12 protein-coding genes are annotated in these 18113 nt (G+C 70.2%); all 12 read left to right on the forward strand.

What is annotated here, in order from left to right:
* Positions 1 to 62: 62 nt before the first annotated feature.
* Positions 63 to 947, forward strand: a complete 885-nt coding sequence (locus HDA31_RS02180) for an ABC transporter ATP-binding protein (RefSeq protein WP_178066446.1) — start codon at positions 63 to 65, stop codon at positions 945 to 947.
* Positions 944 to 1633, forward strand: coding sequence for a hypothetical protein (locus HDA31_RS02185; RefSeq protein WP_178066445.1), 690 nt, complete (start codon positions 944 to 946; stop codon positions 1631 to 1633). The genes HDA31_RS02180 and HDA31_RS02185 overlap by 4 nt, the downstream gene beginning before the upstream one ends.
* A 331-nt stretch (positions 1634 to 1964) precedes the next feature.
* Positions 1965 to 2513 (forward strand): 50S ribosomal protein L10, encoded by a 549-nt coding sequence (gene rplJ / locus HDA31_RS02190; RefSeq protein WP_074472513.1) that lies wholly within the window; start codon positions 1965 to 1967, stop codon positions 2511 to 2513.
* 54 nt (positions 2514 to 2567) lie between these two features.
* A complete protein-coding gene (gene rplL, locus HDA31_RS02195) occupies positions 2568 to 2957 on the forward strand; it encodes a 50S ribosomal protein L7/L12 (protein ID WP_074472514.1) in 390 nt (129 codons plus the stop codon).
* A 579-nt stretch (positions 2958 to 3536) separates the two neighbouring features.
* A complete protein-coding gene (gene rpoB, locus HDA31_RS02200; RefSeq protein WP_074472515.1) occupies positions 3537 to 6968 on the forward strand; it encodes a DNA-directed RNA polymerase subunit beta in 3432 nt (1143 codons plus the stop codon).
* A 121-nt stretch (positions 6969 to 7089) separates the two neighbouring features.
* Positions 7090 to 10977, forward strand: coding sequence for a DNA-directed RNA polymerase subunit beta' (locus tag HDA31_RS02205; protein WP_178066444.1), 3888 nt, complete (start codon positions 7090 to 7092; stop codon positions 10975 to 10977).
* A 164-nt stretch (positions 10978 to 11141) separates the two neighbouring features.
* Positions 11142 to 11510 (forward strand): hypothetical protein, encoded by a 369-nt coding sequence (locus HDA31_RS02210; protein WP_074472837.1) that lies wholly within the window; start codon positions 11142 to 11144, stop codon positions 11508 to 11510.
* 941 nt (positions 11511 to 12451) lie between these two features.
* Positions 12452 to 12820 carry a hypothetical protein gene (locus HDA31_RS02215; protein ID WP_074472517.1) on the forward strand — a complete coding sequence of 123 codons (369 nt, stop codon included), beginning with the start codon at positions 12452 to 12454 and terminating at the stop codon, positions 12818 to 12820.
* A 733-nt stretch (positions 12821 to 13553) separates the two neighbouring features.
* Positions 13554 to 13928, forward strand: a complete 375-nt coding sequence (rpsL, locus tag HDA31_RS02220; RefSeq protein WP_014440718.1) for a 30S ribosomal protein S12 — start codon at positions 13554 to 13556, stop codon at positions 13926 to 13928.
* A gap of 1 nt (position 13929) precedes the next feature.
* Positions 13930 to 14400, forward strand: coding sequence for a 30S ribosomal protein S7 (gene rpsG / locus HDA31_RS02225; protein WP_013735957.1), 471 nt, complete (start codon positions 13930 to 13932; stop codon positions 14398 to 14400).
* 75 nt (positions 14401 to 14475) lie between these two features.
* Positions 14476 to 16572: an elongation factor G gene (fusA, locus tag HDA31_RS02230; protein WP_178066443.1), complete on the forward strand. Its 2097-nt coding sequence runs from the start codon at positions 14476 to 14478 to the stop codon at positions 16570 to 16572.
* A 223-nt stretch (positions 16573 to 16795) separates the two neighbouring features.
* Positions 16796 to 17989 carry an elongation factor Tu gene (gene tuf, locus HDA31_RS02235; protein ID WP_043965499.1) on the forward strand — a complete coding sequence of 398 codons (1194 nt, stop codon included), beginning with the start codon at positions 16796 to 16798 and terminating at the stop codon, positions 17987 to 17989.
* Positions 17990 to 18113 lie beyond the last annotated feature (124 nt).

The following is an 18113-nucleotide window of genomic DNA, read 5'->3' on the forward strand; positions in this document are numbered from 1 at the left end:
GGGGCCCCGCCACGACTCGTGGCGGGGCCCCGTCCGTCTGTCCGGTGTGGCAGGCTCACGGAATGCGCTGGGAGGATGTCTGGCTCCGCTACCACCGGCGCGGTCCGTGGGTGCTGCGGCAGGTCGACCTGCGGCTGGGCGCCGGCGAGGCCGCCGTGGTGCTCGGCCGCAACGGCGTCGGCAAGTCCACGCTGCTCCAGCTCGCGGCCGGGGTGCTCCGGCCGGCCCGGGGCCGCGTCGTCGACCGGCCCCGGCACGTCGGCTGGGTGCCGGAGCGGTTCCCCGCCGACCAGCCGTTCACCGTGGGCCGCTACCTCGACGGCATGGCCCGCGTCGCCGGCCTGGGCGGGGCCGAGGCCGGCGCGGCCGTGCGGCGGTGGACCGAGCGGCTGGGCCTGGGCCCCTTCCACGGGGTGCGGCTCCCCGAGCTGTCCAAGGGCACCGCCCAGAAGGTCGGCCTGGCCCAGGCCATGCTCCGCCGGCCCGGCCTGCTCATCCTCGACGAGCCCTGGGAGGGCCTCGACGCCGCCGCCCGCGACCTGGTCCCGGCCCTGATCGACGAGGTGCTGGCGGCCGGCGGGTCGGTGCTGGTCAGCGACCACCGGGGCGAGACCGCCCGGCTGCCGGGCGCGGCCCGCTGGACGGTCGCCGACGGCACGGTCTCCGCGCAGGCTCCGACCGACACGTCGCCGGGGGCGCTCGTCGTGGTCGAGGTGGCGGTCCCGGCCGCGCGGGCCGCGGGGGCCGTGGCCCGGCTCCGTGCCGACGGGCACCACGTCCTTCGCGTACGCGCCGACCCCGCCCCGCCCGACGCCCCCGTGCCCGCCGACGCCCCGCCGGCCCCGGCTCCCGGGGGCGGCCCGCCGATCGCCCCGCAGGCGGGGGAGGCCGACCCGGAGACCGGGCCGGTGGACGCCGCCGGGGCGGGCGGGCAGGTGCCCCGGTGACCGCGCTCGTGCGGCTGCGGCTGGCGGGCTTCCTGCGTACCGGCCGGGCGGTCGCCCCGCTGCTGGCCGGCCTGCTCGCCCTCGGCATCCTCTACGGCGGCGGCCGGGCCCAGCCGGCGGAGGCCTACGGCGTGTCGGCGGTGGTGCTCTTCCCCGTGCTGGCGTGGCAGACCAAGCTCCTGCTCGACGTCGAGCCGGACGTCCAGCGCCGGCTGGCCCTGGTGCTCGCCGGCGCCGCCCGGGAGTGGGCCGCCGGGCTGCTCGCGGCGCTGGTGGCCGGGCTCGGCACGGTCGCCGTCGCGCTGGTCTTCCCCTGGCTGGTGGGCGGGGTGACCGGCCAGGCGGAGCCGGGCGGCCCGTCGGTGGCCGCCGGGGTGGCCCTCGGCGTCTGGGCGCACCTGCTCGCCCTGCCCGCCGCGGTGGCGCTGGGCGCGCTGGCCAGCCGGGCGGTGACGGGCAGCGCCGGCTACGGGGTGGCGGTGCTGGCGCTCGGCGCGGTCGGCTCGTTGGTCCTCGGCCTGTCGGACTCGGTGGCCCCCTGGCTCGCGCCCCCGGTGCTGCCGGTCGCCCGGGCCGCGGCCGCCGGCCCGTCCCCCGCCGCGGTGGCCCTGTTCACCGCGTGGGCCGTCGCCTGGAGCGCGGCGGCGCTCACCGGGTACGCCTGGCGGCGGCGCGCCCGCGCCTGAGGGGCGCGGGCGGCGGGGGAGTGACGGGGCGCACCCGGGGGCGATTTGGTGCTCACGGGGCGTGTCGCGTAACCTTGCGGCGAAGTACCACCCAGAGACCGCTGGTCACCGTGCTCCGGCACGGTCGAAGGTCCCGATCCGACGGGCGACCCGCGCAGGGCGGCAAGCGAAACTCGGCTGTGTTCCCGTGGTCCGCCGACTGCGGTGCGACCGGCCGGCCCTCGCCCCGTGCGCCCTGCGCCGGGGCTTTTCTCGTTGTCGTGGCCCTCCGGTACCGGGAGGCCTGCCGGCCTGCTGGTGGATCAGCCTGGAGCAACGAGAGAGGAGGGACATGGCGGACAAGCCGATCCGGGCCGACAAGGCCACGGCAGTCGCTGAGATGACCGACAGCTTCCGCAACGCGGGAGCTACGGTGCTGACCGAGTACCGTGGTCTGACGGTTTCCCAGCTCACCCAGCTGCGGCGCTCGCTCGGCAAGGAGACCACCTACACGGTCGCGAAGAACACGCTGGCGAAGCGTGCCGCGGCCGACGCGGGCATCTCCGGCCTCGACGAGCTGTTCACCGGTCCTACCGCGCTGACTTTCGTTTCGGGCGACGTCGTCGAGGCGGCGAAGGGGCTTCGCGACTTCGCGAAGGCCAACCCGAAGCTCGTCATCAAGGGCGGCGTCTTCGAGGGCAAGGCCATCTCGGCGGCCGAGGTCACGAAGCTCGCCGACCTGGAGTCCCGCGAGGTGCTGCTGGCCAAGCTGGCCGGTGCCATGAAGGGCAACCTGAGCAAGGCCGCGGCCCTGTTCCAGGCGCCGCTCTCCAAGGCCGCCCGCGCGGCGGCCGCCCTGGCGGACAAGAAGCGCGAGCAGGAGGGCGCCGAGGCGGCCTGAGGCCGCGTCCGGCGCACCCACGTTCTTAGACAACCGTTAGAAAGGACGCCAGCCATGGCGAAGCTCAGCACCGACGAGCTGCTCGACGCGTTCAAGGAGATGACGCTGATCGAGCTCTCCGAGTTCGTGAAGCAGTTCGAGGAGACCTTCGAGGTCACTGCGGCCGCCCCGGTCGCGGTCGCCGCCGCCGGTGGCGCCGGTGGCGCCGCCGCCGCGCCGGCCGAGGAGGAGAAGGACGAGTTCGACGTCATCCTCGAGGCCGACGGTGGCAAGAAGATCCAGGTCATCAAGGTCGTGCGCGAGCTGACCGGCCTGGGCCTCAAGGAGGCCAAGGACGCGGTCGAGGCCGCGCCGAAGGCCATCCTGGAGAAGGTCAACAAGGAGACCGCCGACAAGGCCAAGGCCAAGCTCGAGGGCGAGGGCGCCAAGGTCACCCTCAAGTAATTGAGGTAGGACTCAGGCGTGCGCCCGGCTCGCCACGTGAGCCAGGGCACATCGCGTCGCGGCGGGCGGTGATCCGATTCCGGATCACCGCCCGCCGTGTTCGTGTGGTGACTCCCTGACAGCGTCGTGAGCAGGGCGGCGACGCTCCACGCCCGACGGCGGGGCGCTTCGGGGCCGTCGCCCACGCGTGGGAAACACCTGTCGCGCACGAGACGGGCCCTTGACGCGGCCCCCGGCTGCCAGGCACGCTGACACCTGCAAGACCTTCCGCGCTTGCGACGGCCACCATCCGGGTATTGGCAGCGGCGGCACCATCGCCCGCTGCACCTGGGCGGTCCGTGGGTATGCCGCGTTCCGAGCGGCCCGGTGAGGCCCCGTTTCGGGGGCCCCGAGGCACGTTCCGCGGCGACCTGCGGGTTGGGCTGGACAGCGGTTAGCCTCTCGGCTACACTGCTAGTTTGCGCTGCCTTCCGACTTGACCCCTGCGCAGAAATGTCCGATTACGGGTATTTCTGGTGGGGTCATTGGAGTGCACGCGTACCAGCCGTTCTGCAGCACCGGTCCTCGGAAGGACGCATCTTGGCAGCTTCCCGCCCTGCGAAGACCAGTCGTACGTCGAGCGCTTTCGCACCCCGCCGAGTTTCATTCGGCAGGATCACCGAACACCTCGAGGTCCCCAACCTCCTCGCCATCCAGAACGAGTCCTTCGACTGGCTCGTCGGCAACGAGGCTTGGCAGGGCCGGTCGGCGGACGACCCGCACGCACGCTCGGGTCTCGCGGAAATCCTCGACGAGATCAGTCCCATTGAGGACTTTTCCGGCACCATGTCGCTCTCCTTTTCGGCGCCGCGCTTCGACGAGGTCAAGGCCTCGATCGAGGAGTGCAAGGAGAAGGACCTGACCTACTGCGCCCCGCTGTTCGTGACGGCGGAGTTCACCAACAACACCACCGGCGAGATCAAGAGCCAGACGGTGTTCATGGGTGACTTCCCGATGATGACGCCCAAGGGCACCTTCATCATCAACGGCACCGAGCGCGTCGTGGTCAGCCAGCTCGTCCGGTCCCCGGGCGTCTACTTCGACAAGCAGCCGGACAAGACCTCCGACCGCGACCTCTCCAGCGTCAAGGTCATCCCGAGCCGGGGTGCCTGGCTCGAGTTCGACATCGACAAGCGCGACACCGTCGGCGTCCGCATCGACCGCAAGCGCCGGCAGGCCGTCACCGTCCTGCTCAAGGCCATCGGTTGGTCGGCCGAGCGGATCCGCGAGAAGTTCGGCTGGTCCGAGCTGCTGATGACGACGCTCGAGAAGGACCACATCGCCGGCCAGGACGAGGCGCTGCTAGACATCTACCGCAAGCTCCGCCCCGGCGAGCCGCCGACCCGTGAGAACGCCCAGACCCTGCTCGACAACCTCTTCTTCAACCCGAAGCGGTACGACGTCGCCAAGGTCGGTCGGTACAAGTTCAACAAGAAGCTCGAGCTGAGCGTGCCGATCACCACCGGCACGCTCACCGAGGACGACATCGTCGCCACCGTGGAATACCTCTGCCGGCTGCACGCCGGTGAGGACGGCTACGAGGCCGACGACATCGACCACTTCGGCAACCGGCGCCTGCGCACCGTGGGCGAGCTGATCCAGAACCAGGTCCGCGTCGGCCTGTCCCGGATGGAGCGGGTCGTCCGCGAGCGGATGACCACCCAGGACGTCGAGGCGATCACGCCGCAGACCCTGATCAACATCCGTCCCGTCGTGGCGGCGATCAAGGAGTTCTTCGGCACCTCGCAGCTGTCCCAGTTCATGGACCAGACCAACCCGCTGGCGGGCCTGACCCACCGGCGTCGGCTGAGCGCGCTCGGCCCGGGTGGTCTGTCCCGGGAGCGGGCCGGCTTCGAGGTCCGCGACGTGCACCCGTCCCACTACGGCCGGATGTGCCCGATCGAGACGCCCGAAGGCCCGAACATCGGCCTGATCGGCGCCCTGTCCACCTTCGCCCGGGTCAACCCGTTCGGCTTCATCGAGACGCCGTACCGGAAGGTCGTCGACGGTCGGGTCACCGACCAGATCGACTACCTGACCGCGGACGAGGAGGACCGGTTCGTCAAGGCGCAGGCCAACGCGCCGCTGAAGGCCGACGGCACGTTCGCCGAGGACCGGGTCCTGTGCCGCCGTAAGGGTGGCGAGACCGAGGACGTGGTCCCGGCCGCCGTCGACTACATGGACGTCTCGCCGCGGCAGATGACCTCGGTCGCGACCGCGATGATCCCGTTCCTCGAGCACGACGACGCCAACCGGGCCCTGATGGGCGCGAACATGCAGCGCCAGGCGGTGCCGCTGGTCAAGGCGGAGTCGCCGCTGGTCGGCACCGGCATGGAATACCGTGCCGCCGTCGACGCCGGTGACGTGGTCGTGGCCGAGGTCGGCGGTGTCATCGAGGACCTCTGCGCCGACTACATCACCATCCACCAGGACGACGGCCACCGCCGGACGTACCTGCTGCACAAGTTCCGCCGCTCCAACGCCGGCTCCTGCGTCAACCAGAAGCCGGTCGTCTTCGAGGGCGACCGCGTCGAGGCCGGCCAGGTCATCGCCGACGGTCCCTGCACCGACGAGGGCGAGATGGCGCTCGGGCGCAACCTGCTGGTCGCGTTCATGTGCTGGGAGGGCCACAACTACGAGGACGCGATCATCCTGTCGCAGCGCCTCGTGCAGCAGGACGTGCTCACCTCGATCCACATCGAGGAGCACGAGGTCGACGCGCGGGACACCAAGCTCGGCCCGGAGGAGATCACCCGGGACATCCCGAACGTCAGCGAGGAGATGCTCGCCGACCTCGACGAGCGCGGCATCATCCGGATCGGCGCCGAGGTCGTCCCCGGCGACATCCTGGTCGGCAAGGTCACGCCCAAGGGCGAGACCGAGCTGACCCCGGAGGAGCGGCTGCTCCGCGCGATCTTCGGCGAGAAGGCGCGCGAGGTCCGGGACACCTCGCTGAAGGTGCCGCACGGCGAGACCGGCACGGTCATCGGCGTACGCACGTTCTCCCGCGAGGACGGCGACGAGCTGCCCCCGGGCGTCAACGAGCTGGTCCGGGTCTACGTCGCCCAGAAGCGCAAGATCCAGGACGGCGACAAGCTCGCCGGCCGGCACGGCAACAAGGGCGTCATCTCGAAGATCCTGCCGATCGAGGACATGCCGTTCCTGGAGGACGGCACCCCGGTCGACATCGTGCTCAACCCGCTGGGTGTGCCGTCCCGGATGAACATCGGCCAGGTGCTGGAGACGCACCTCGGCTGGGTGGCCAAGACGGGGTGGAGCGTCGACGGTGACGACGCCGAGTGGAAGCGCCAGCTGCGCTCCATCGAGGCGCACGAGTCCGAGCCGGACACCAACGTGGCCACGCCGGTCTTCGACGGTGCCCGCGAGGAGGAGATCTCCGGTCTGCTCGCGTCGACCCTGCCCAACCGGGACGGCAAGCAGCTGATCGGCTCCTCCGGCAAGGCGCAGCTGTTCGACGGTCGCTCCGGCGAGCCGCTGCCGGACCCGATCGCGGTCGGCTACATCTACATCCTGAAGCTCAACCACCTGGTCGACGACAAGATCCACGCCCGGTCGACCGGTCCGTACTCGATGATCACGCAGCAGCCGCTGGGTGGTAAGGCGCAGTTCGGTGGCCAGCGCTTCGGTGAGATGGAGTGCTGGGCGATGCAGGCGTACGGCGCCGCGTACGCCCTGCAGGAACTGCTGACCATCAAGTCCGACGACGTCCTGGGCCGGGTCAAGGTCTACGAGGCGATCGTCAAGGGCGAGAACATCCCGGAGCCGGGCATTCCGGAGTCGTTCAAGGTGTTGCTCAAGGAGCTCCAGTCGCTGTGCCTGAACGTCGAGGTGCTCTCCAGCGACGGCGTGGCCCTGGAGATGCGCGAGACCGACGACGAGGTGTTCCGGGCCGCGGAGGAGCTGGGCATCGACCTGTCCCGGCGCGAGCCGAGCTCGGTCGAAGAGGTGTAAGTGGTGTGGGTTGGGGGCCGGCCGCCCCGCTCCGGGCGGTCAGGCTTGATCCCTCCGCGGGGCGGCCGGCCCCCAACCCCGCCCGTGATCTAGCTGTAAAGACGACGACATAGGGGACATAGTGCTCGACGTCAACTTCTTCGACGAGCTGCGCATCGGTCTCGCCACCGCCGACGACATCCGTCAGTGGTCGCACGGCGAGGTCAAGAAGCCCGAGACGATCAACTACCGCACCCTCAAGCCGGAAAAGGACGGGCTCTTCTGCGAGAAGATCTTCGGTCCGCAGCGGGACTGGGAGTGCTACTGCGGTAAGTACAAGCGGGTCCGGTTCAAGGGCATCATCTGCGAGCGCTGCGGCGTCGAGGTGACCCGCTCCAAGGTCCGCCGTGAGCGGATGGGGCACATCGAGCTTGCCGCTCCGGTGACCCACATCTGGTACTTCAAGGGCGTGCCGAGCCGGCTGGGCTACCTGCTGGACCTCGCCCCGAAGGACCTCGAAAAGATCATCTACTTCGCCTCGTACGTCGTGACGAGCGTGGACGCCGAGTCGCGTCACCGTGACCTCTCGACCATCGAGAACGAGATCCTCGCCGAGAAGCGGCAGTCGGAGAACAGCCGCGACTCGGAGATCGAGAAGCGGGCCGCCAAGCTGGAGGCCGACCTGGCCGAGCTGGAGGCCGAGGGCGCGAAGGCGGACGTCCGGCGCAAGGTCAAGGAGGGCGGAGAGCGCGAGATGCGCCAGATCCGCGACCGGGCCCAGCGCGAGATCGACCGCCTGGACGAGGTGCTCGACACGTTCCGCAAGCTGGAGCCGAAGCAGCTCGTCACCGACGAGCTGCTCTACCGGGAGCTGCGCGACCGGTTCGGCGAGTACTTCACCGGCGGCATGGGCGCCGAGGCGATCAAGGCGCTGGTCCAGAACATGGACCTCGACGCCGAGGCCGAGAGCCTGCGCGAGACCATCCGCTCCGGCAAGGGCCAGCGGAAGATCCGGGCGCTCAAGCGGCTGAAGGTCGTCGCGGCGTTCCTGAACACCCGCAACTCGCCGCTCGGCATGGTGCTGGACTGCGTCCCGGTCATCCCGCCGGACCTGCGCCCGATGGTGCAGCTCGACGGTGGCCGCTTCGCGACCTCCGACCTGAACGACCTGTACCGCCGCGTGATCAACCGGAACAACCGCCTCAAGCGGCTGATCGACCTCGGCGCGCCCGAGATCATCGTCAACAACGAGAAGCGGATGCTCCAGGAGGCCGTCGACGCGCTGTTCGACAACGGCCGCCGCGGCCGGCCGGTCACCGGCCCGGGCAACCGCCCGCTCAAGTCGCTGTCCGACATGCTCAAGGGCAAGCAGGGCCGGTTCCGGCAGAACCTGCTCGGCAAGCGCGTCGACTACTCCGGCCGTTCGGTCATCGTGGTCGGCCCGAAGCTGAAGCTGCACCAGTGCGGCCTGCCCAAGCAGATGGCGCTGGAGCTGTTCAAGCCCTTCGTGATGAAGCGGCTGGTCGACCTCAACCACGCGCAGAACATCAAGTCCGCCAAGCGGATGGTCGAGCGGCAGCGCCCGGTCGTGTGGGACGTGCTGGAAGAGGTCATCGGCGAGCACCCGGTGCTGCTCAACCGCGCGCCGACCCTGCACCGCCTGGGCATCCAGGCCTTCGAGCCGCAGCTGGTCGAGGGCAAGGCCATCCAGATCCACCCGCTGGTCTGCACCGCGTTCAACGCCGACTTCGACGGCGACCAGATGGCGGTGCACGTGCCGCTGTCCGCCGAGGCGCAGGCCGAGGCGCGGATCCTGATGCTGTCGTCGAACAACATCCTCAAGCCGGCCGACGGCAAGCCGGTCACCATGCCCACCCAGGACATGGTCATCGGCCTCTACCACCTCACCCACCTCACCGCCGGTGAGAAGGGCGAGGGCCGGGCGTTCAGCTCGGACGCCGAGGCGCGGATGGCGTTCGACGCCGGCGAGCTGCACCTGCAGGCGCCGGTGCGGATCCGGCTGCGCGGGCTGGTCGGGGTCGACAACGGCGCCGGCGCGCAGCCGTGGGTCGCGCCGGAGGGCTGGGTCGAGGGTGAGCCGCTCACCGTCGAGACCACCCTGGGCCGGGTGCTGTTCAACGAGACGCTGCCGCAGGGCTACCGCTTCGTGAACTACGAGATCCGCAAGGGTCAGCTCTCCGCGATCGTCAACGACCTCGCCGAGCGCTTCCCGAAGGTCGCCCTCGCCGCGACCCTCGACGGGCTCAAGGAGGCCGGTTTCCACTGGGCCACCTGGTCCGGCGTGACGATCGGCATGGAGGACGTCATCGCTCCGCCGCGCAAGCGGGAGATCCTGGAGCGGTACGAGAAGGAGGCCGACCGGATCGACAAGCAGTACCAGCGTGGTCTGATGACCGCCGAGGAGCGTCGCGGCGAGCTCATCGAGATCTGGACCAAGGCGACCAACGAGGTCGCCAAGGAGATGGACACCGCGCTGCCGCAGGAGAACCCGCTGTGGAAGATGATCAACTCGGGTGCCCGCGGTAACCTGCTCCAGCTCCGCCAGATCGCCGCGATCCGTGGTCTGGTGGCCAACCCCAAGGGTGAGATCATCCCGCGACCCATCAAGGCGTCGTACCGCGAGGGTCTCTCCGTGCTGGAGTACTTCATCTCCACGCACGGTGCCCGTAAGGGTCTCGCCGACACCGCGCTGCGGACCGCCGACTCGGGTTACCTGACCCGTCGTCTGGTGGACGTCTCGCAGGACGTCATCATCCGCGAGGAGGACTGCGGCACCGACCGGGCCATCCCGATGCAGATCGGCGAGCGGCGCGACGGCAAGCTGTACGTCCACGAGCACGCCGAGACCAGCGTCCACGCCCGGACCCTGGCCGACGACATCAAGGGCCCGGACGGCACCGTCGTCGCCCACCGGGGCCAGGACATCAACTCCATCCTGGTCGACGCGATCGTCGCCGCCGGGACGGAGACGGTGCGGGTGCGCAGCGTGCTCACCTGCGAGTCGAAGCTGGGCGTCTGCGGTGCGTGCTACGGCCGCTCGCTGCCGACCGGCAAGACCGTGGACGTCGGCGAGGCGGTCGGCATCATCGCCGCCCAGTCGATCGGTGAGCCCGGTACGCAGCTGACGATGCGTACGTTCCACACCGGTGGTGTCGCGGGTGAGGACATCACCCAGGGTCTGCCCCGGGTGCAGGAGATCTTCGAGGCCCGCGTCCCGAAGGGCAAGGCGCCCATCGCCGACACCCCGGGCCGGATCCGGATCGAGGACGGCGAGCGGTCGCGGAAGATCATCGTGGTGCCGGACGATGGCTCCGACGAGATCGTCTACGACAAGATCTCCAAGCGGGTCCGGCTGCGGGCCCACGACGGCGACCACGTCGAGGTCGGCGAGAAGCTCACCGAGGGCACCATCGACCCGCACGAGCTGCTGCGCATCCTCGGCCCGCGCGCGGTCCAGGTCCACCTGACCCAGGAGGTCCAGGAGGTCTACCGCTCGCAGGGTGTGCTCATCCACGACAAGCACATCGAGATCATCATCCGCCAGATGCTCAAGCGGGTGACGGTCATCGACTCCGGCTCGACCGAGTTCCTGCCGGGCGTGCTGGTCGACCGGGCGCTGTTCGAGTCGGAGAACCGCCGGCTCGTCGGCGAGGGCGGCGAGCCCGCCGCCGGTCGCCCCGTGCTGATGGGTATCACCAAGGCCTCGCTGGCCACGGACTCCTGGCTGTCGGCGGCCTCCTTCCAGGAGACCACCCGGGTGCTGACGGACGCGGCGATCCACGCCCGCAGCGACTCGCTGATCGGCCTCAAGGAGAACGTGATCATCGGTAAGCTCATCCCGGCCGGTACGGGCATCAGCAAGTACCGCAACGTCCGGGTCGAGCCGACCGAGGAGGCCAAGGCCAAGGTCTACTCGATGACCGGATACCCGGAGACCGACTACGGCTTCGGGCCGGCCAGCGGGCAGGCCGTGCCGCTGGACGACTTCGACTTCGGGTCGTACCGCTAAGGATCACGTACTGACGACGAGGCCCCCGGCGCACCGCCGGGGGCCTCGTCGCGTCGGGCCGTGCGCCCGCCATGTCGCCGACCTGGCGGGGACGCAGGCTCGGGATACCGCCATCTGTCCGGGGTCGACTGGAGTCGACGCGGGGGACGGGCATGATGGAGGGCATGACGATCGCACCCGGGCAGGTGCCCGTCGCCCCGCACGGGGCACGCCATCCGCTCGACCCCGACCCGGTGCGCTCCAGCAAGGCGCGGGCGGTCTTCGCGCTCGGCCTGATGGGCGCGCTGACCGGGCTGTTCGTCGGCGGTGTGGTGCCGGCCACGCTCGCTCTCGTGCTCGCCCGGCAGGCCCGCCGCGAGGCGTACGCCTCGGGGGGTTTCCTCACCGGCGCGGCCTGGTTGCGGCGCGGGGAGCGCCTGGCCTGGGCCGGGCTGGTCCTGGTCGCGGCGGTCGTGGTGGCGGCCCTGGTGATCGGCCTGGTCCGGTCGGCCGGCACGCCGTTCGGCCACGACTACGCCCCGAACGTGGACTGACCGCCCCGCGCGGGGGAGACGTCGACGCGCGACCACGGGGCTGGCCGGGCGGCGGTAGCCTGGCCGGTGTCCGTCGCGCGGCGACGGGCGACGACCGGTGACAGGAGGCCCTCGTGACGGAACCGGCGCGGCCCTCGGGCGAGTCGGCGGAGGGATCCGCCGCGCTCCCGGATCCGGCGGGGTCGCCGGCAGCGCCGGAGGAGTCCCCGTGGGCCCGGCCCCCCGCCGACGCCGATCCGCAGGCACCGGGCGTGCCCGCCGCCGACGCCTCGTCGGTCTCCCCGTCGATCGGGAGCACCGGGCCTTCCGCCGGTGCGTTCCCGCAGCCCGATCCGTTCCCCGGGCCCGGTCCCGGCCCGTCGGCCGGCGCTCCGCCGCAGTTCGGTCCCGGTGGGGCGGCCGGCTCTCCACCGCAGCTCGATCCTGGCCGGGCGGCCGGCCCGTCGCCGCAGTCCGGCCCCTTCGGCCCCGGCCTGGGAGCCGGTGATGCCGCGCGGTCGAGTTCCGGGTCACCGCCGGCCTCCGCCGTGCCCCCGGGTCCTTCGGCGGCGCAGCCTGACTCCTCTGCGCGGCCGGCTTCCCCTGCGCAAGCTGGTCCTCCTGCGCAAGCCGCTTCGCCTGCGCAGCCGGGTGCCTCGGCACCGCCCGCCTCCTTCGGGCAGCCGTTCTCTCCCGTGCAGCCGGGCCCTGCCACGCAGTCGGCTCCTGCCACGCAGCCGGCTACCGCTGTGCAGCCTGGCCCAGCCCCACAGCCGCCGGCCTGGCCGCAACCGGGTCCCGCCCCCTGGGCGGGGCATCCCGTTGCAGCCCAGGCGGGGAGCGCGCCGGGGGGATACCCGGGCCAGGCACCGGGCGGCGCCTGGGGCGGGCCGGGCACCGGCTGGGGGGCGGCGCCCCCGCCGCCGAAGGAGGCGGCCCGGCCGCCCAAGCGGGTCGACCCGGTGCCGGGCACCCCGTTCGGCGTGGTGCACCTCGACGTGCCCCCGGTGACGTCCGGGCTCGCGATCGGGTCCCTGGTGGCGGGCATCGCCTCCACCCTCGTGTCGTTCCTGGTGATCTGTCTCGGGGCGACCGCGGGCAGCCAGGGGGCCTGGGCCGCCGGCGTGTTCACGGTCCTGGGACTGCTCGCGGGCACGGCGGCGGTGGTGGCCGGCCTGCTCGGCCGGCGGCAGATCCGGCGTCCGGCACCCCCGCCCGCGGTGCGCTTCACCGGCGGTGGCCTGGCGGTGGCCGGGATCAGCTGCGGCGCGGTGGGTATGGTGCTCAGCCTGCTGGGTCTCGGCCTGGCCCTGCTGCTCGCCCTGGCCTGAGCCTCCGCCCTGCGCTAAGCCCCCTCGTCGGGCCTGAGTCACCCCTGGGGCCTGCGCCGCTGTCTGCTCCCTCTGGCCTGGCTCTGTCTGGGCTGGCTTCGGCTGGGGCGGGCTCCGGGTGTGGCCCGGTGTGGCCCGGCTTGATCGACTCCATGTCGGCGACATGGTGGGGTTGTGGGTGCCGGGATACCGCCATCTCGCCGACATGGCGGCTCAGCCCGGGGCGGCTCGGCCTGAACCGGGCAGGTGGCGGGCGGGGCGGGAGGCGTTCCCAGGGCCGACGGGCCGGGTGCCGGGGTAGCCGTTACACTTGTTTCTGTAGGTGCCCATCGCGGGTGGGCAGGCGCGACGGTTCGGCCGGCAGGGCGGTGACGCCGATCTCCGGGACCTCTCCGTTTTGACCTGTGCGGCTGTGATAGGTACTCTTTCCCCTTGTGCCCGGGCTCGCCCGGGCAACTCGTGCGTGCGTTGGAACCGGATGCCCGGTGATCGCGCGGCAGCACGACAGAGCCAAGAAGACCCGGCGCGCGGTGACCGTGTGCCGGTGACAGAAAGCCGGTGCGCGCGCGAGCGACTGCGCCGGAACCGTGAGCCGGGCGACACGCCCGACCGCGGGTGCCGGGACCTCCGCGAGGTGGGCCTGGCCGGAATGTAGGAGAGCCTTTCCACGAGGGATGGCTACGAGCAGACGGCGCGGTCGCCGGAAGGCGGCCGAAGGGAGCGGAGAAACCCGGTGCCCACGATCCAGCAGCTGGTCCGAAAGGGCCGCCAGGCGAAGACGAGCAAGACCAAGACCCCGGCGCTGAAGGGTTCCCCTCAGCGGCGCGGCGTGTGCACCCGTGTGTACACCACCACCCCGAAGAAGCCGAACTCGGCGCTGCGCAAGGTCGCTCGTGTCAAGCTCAGCAGCCAGATCGAGGTGACCGCCTACATCCCGGGCGTGGGTCACAACCTGCAGGAGCACTCCATCGTGCTCGTCCGCGGCGGCCGGGTGAAGGACCTCCCCGGCGTGCGTTACAAGATCGTCCGCGGCTCGCTGGACACCCAGGGTGTCCGCAACCGCAAGCAGGCGCGCAGCCGTTACGGCGCGAAGAAGGAGAAGAGCTGAGATGCCGCGTAAGGGACCTGCTCCGCGGAAGCCGCTGGTCGCTGACCCGGTGTACAACTCGCCGTTGGTCACCCAGCTGGTGAACAAGATCCTGCTGCGCGGCAAGCGCCAGCTCGCCGAGCGCATCGTGTACGCGGCCCTGGAGGGCTGCCGCGAGAAGTCCGGCACCGACCCGGTCGTCACCCTGAAGCGGGCGATGGACAACGTCAAGCCGACCCTCGAGGTGCGCAGCCGCCGTGTCGGTGGCGCCACCTACCAGGTCCCGGTCGAGGTCCGCCCGGCCCGGGCGACCACCCTGGGCCTGCGCTGGCTGGTCACCTACTCCCGCGCCCGGCGCGAGAAGACCATGGTCGAGCGGCTGATGAACGAGCTGCTGGACGCGAGCAACGGCCTCGGCGCCGCCGTCAAGCGGCGCGAGGACACGCACAAGATGGCCGAGTCGAACAAGGCCTTCGCGCACTACCGCTGGTAACACATCTGGTTCCGGCGCCCGCGGGCGCCGGAACCACCACCAGTTGTGTCGAGACGACGATAAGTAGGGATTGAAGTGGCCGCCGCAGACGCGCTCGCCAACGTACGCAACATCGGCATCATGGCGCACATCGATGCCGGTAAGACCACTACCACCGAGCGGATCCTCTTCTACACCGGTATCACGTACAAGATCGGTGAGGTCCACGAGGGCGCTGCCGTCATGGACTGGATGGAGCAGGAGCAGGAGCGTGGTATCACCATCACCTCCGCTGCCACCAAGTGTGAGTGGAAGGGCCACACGATCCAGATCATCGACACGCCCGGTCACGTCGACTTCACGGTCGAGGTCGAGCGGTCGCTGCGGGTGCTGGACGGTGCGGTCGCGGTCTACGACGGCGTCGCCGGTGTGGAGCCGCAGACGGAGAACGTCTGGCGTCAGGCCGACAAGTACAACGTCCCGCGGATGTGTTTCGTCAACAAGCTCGACCGGACCGGCGCGGACTTCTTCCGCTGCGTCCAGATGATGATCGACCGGCTGAACGCCACCCCGCTGGTGCTCCAGATCCCGATCGGGCTCGAGGGCGACCACATCGGCGTCGTCGACCTGATCGGCATGCGTGCCCTCACCTGGCGCGGGGAGACCCAGAAGGGTGAGGACTACGCGATCGAGGAGATCCCGGCCGACCTCGCCGACTCCGCTGCGGAGTGGCGCGAGAAGCTGATGGAGACCCTGGCCGACGTCGACGACGCGGTGATGGAGAAGTACCTGGAGGGCGAGGAGATCTCCGTCGAGGAGATCAAGGCCGCCATCCGGCGGGCCACGATCGCCAGCAAGGCCAACCCGGTGCTGTGCGGTTCGGCGTTCAAGAACAAGGGCGTGCAGCCCATGCTCGACGCCGTGGTCGACTTCCTGCCGTCGCCGCTGGACATCCCGGCCATCGAGGGCACCGCCACCGACGGCGAGACGCCGTTGCAGCGGAAGCCGTCGAAGACGGAGCCGTTCTCCGGTCTCGCCTTCAAGATCCAGACCGACAAGCACCTCGGCAAGCTCACCTACGTCCGGGTCTACTCCGGCGTGGTCGAGTCCGGGTCCCAGGTGGTCAACTCCACCAAGGACCGCAAGGAGCGGATCGGCAAGATCTACCAGATGCACGCCAACAAGCGGGAAGAGCGCGGCTCGGCCCAGGCTGGCGACATCATCGCGGTGCAGGGTCTGAAGCAGACCACCACCGGTGACACGCTGTGCGACCCGGCGAACCCGGTCATCCTGGAGTCGATGACCTTCCCGGAGCCGGTCATCGAGGTCGCCATCGAGCCGAAGACCAAGGCCGACCAGGAGAAGCTCAGCACCGCCATCCAGCGGCTGGCCGAGGAGGACCCGACCTTCCGCGTCAAGCTGGACGACGAGACCGGCCAGACGGTCATCTCCGGCATGGGCGAGCTGCACCTGGACATCCTGGTCGACCGGATGCGCCGCGAGTTCAACGTCGAGGCGAACATCGGCAAGCCGCAGGTGGCGTACCGCGAGACCATCCGCCGCAAGGTGGAGAAGGTCGAGTTCACCCACAAGAAGCAGACCGGTGGTTCCGGCCAGTACGCCCGGGTCATCATCAGCCTGGAGCCGCTGCCGCTGGACAACGACGCGCCGACCTACGAGTTCGCGAACGCCGTCACCGGTGGCCGGATCCCCCGGGAGTTCATCCCGTCGGTGGACGCCGGCGCCCAGGACGCCATGCAGTACGGCATTCTCGCCGGCTTCCCGCTGGTGGGTGTCAAGCTGACGCTGGTGGACGGCCAGTACCACGAGGTCGACTCGTCCGAGATGGCGTTCAAGATCGCTGGTTCGATGGCGCTGAAGGAGGCGGCCCGCAAGGCCGACCCGGCGCTGCTCGAGCCGGTGATGTCCGTCGAGGTCACCACTCCCGAGGAGAACATGGGTGACGTCATCGGCGACCTCAACTCCCGCCGTGGCATCATCCAGGCGATGGAGGAGCGCAGCGGCACCCGCATCGTGAGGGCGCTGGTGCCGCTGTCGGAGATGTTCGGCTACGTCGGCGACCTGCGGTCGAAGACCCAGGGCCGGGCTAGCTACAGCATGCAGTTCGACTCCTACGCCGAGATTCCGGCCTCGGTGGCCAAGGAGATCATCGCCAAGGCGACTGGTGAGTGACGCTCGCCTGAGCTGATCCGATGAACCAGGGCTGGTCGCGGGAGGGTGCTCCCGCCCGCGGCCACCTCGGTCGGGTTGTGTGAGACCGGGCCTGTAGGCTTCATCGCCGCAGAACCCACAAAAGCTCTCCGGCCGCAAGGCCGGAAAGGCTGTCGACAGAGTCCTAAGCGCCTACCTGGCGTGCCGGGGCGAGAAGAACCAAGAAGTCCACAGGAGGACACCAGTGGCGAAGGCGAAGTTCGAGCGGACTAAGCCGCACGTCAACATCGGCACCATTGGTCACATCGACCACGGTAAGACGACGCTGACGGCGGCCATCACCAAGGTCCTGCACGACCAGTTCCCGGACCTGAACCCGTACACCCCGTTCGACGAGATCGACAAGGCGCCGGAGGAGAAGGCCCGCGGCATCACGATCTCCATCGCGCACGTCGAGTACCAGACCGAGGCGCGGCACTACGCGCACGTCGACTGCCCCGGGCACGCCGACTACATCAAGAACATGATCACCGGTGCCGCGCAGATGGACGGCGCGATCCTGGTGGTGGCGGCGACCGACGGCCCGATGCCGCAGACCCGCGAGCACGTGCTGCTGGCCCGTCAGGTCGGTGTGCCGTACATCGTCGTGGCGCTCAACAAGAGCGACATGGTCGACGACGCCGAGCTCCTGGAGCTCGTCGAGCTCGAGGTCCGCGAGCTGCTCTCCTCGCAGGAGTACCCGGGCGACGACCTGCCGGTCGTGCAGGTCTCCGCGCTGAAGGCGCTCGAGGGCGACCCGGTGTGGACCGAGAAGCTGCTCGAGCTGATGAACGCGGTCGACACCGCGATCCCGCAGCCGGAGCGCGAGACCGAGAAGCCGTTCCTCATGCCCGTCGAGGACGTCTTCACGATCACCGGTCGTGGCACCGTCGTCACTGGTCGTGTCGAGCGTGGCGTGCTGCTCCCGAACGAGGACGTCGAGGTCGTCGGCATCCGCGAGAAGGGCTTCAAGACCAAGGTCACCGCGATCGAGATGTTCCGGAAGACCCTGGACGACGCGCGCGCGGGTGAGAACGTCGGTCTCCTGCTGCGTGGCACCAAGCGCGAGGACGTCGAGCGCGGCATGGTCGTCATCAAGCCGGGCACCACGACCCCGCACACGGAGTTCGAGGCGACGGTCTACATCCTCTCCAAGGAGGAGGGCGGCCGGCACACCCCGTTCTTCCAGAACTACCGCCCGCAGTTCTACTTCCGCACCACGGACGTCACCGGCGTCGTCACGCTGCCCGAGGGCACCGAGATGGTCATGCCGGGCGACAACACCACGATGAGCGTCAAGCTCATCCAGCCCATCGCGATGGAGGAAAACCTCAAGTTCGCGATCCGGGAGGGTGGCCGTACGGTCGGCGCGGGTCGGGTCACCAAGATCGTCAAGTGAACTGGGTAACCCCGATTAGCGTGGCCGCCGGTCGTGCGGCATACTAGTCAGGTTGCGTAACGGCAGTTCCTCGCCCGTGTCCGGCATCCGTTGGACCTCCGGGTCGTTGAACAGTCGCGCGTAG

It is taken from the genome of Micromonospora carbonacea, from assembly GCF_014205165.1.
Lineage (GTDB): Bacteria > Actinomycetota > Actinomycetes > Mycobacteriales > Micromonosporaceae > Micromonospora > Micromonospora carbonacea.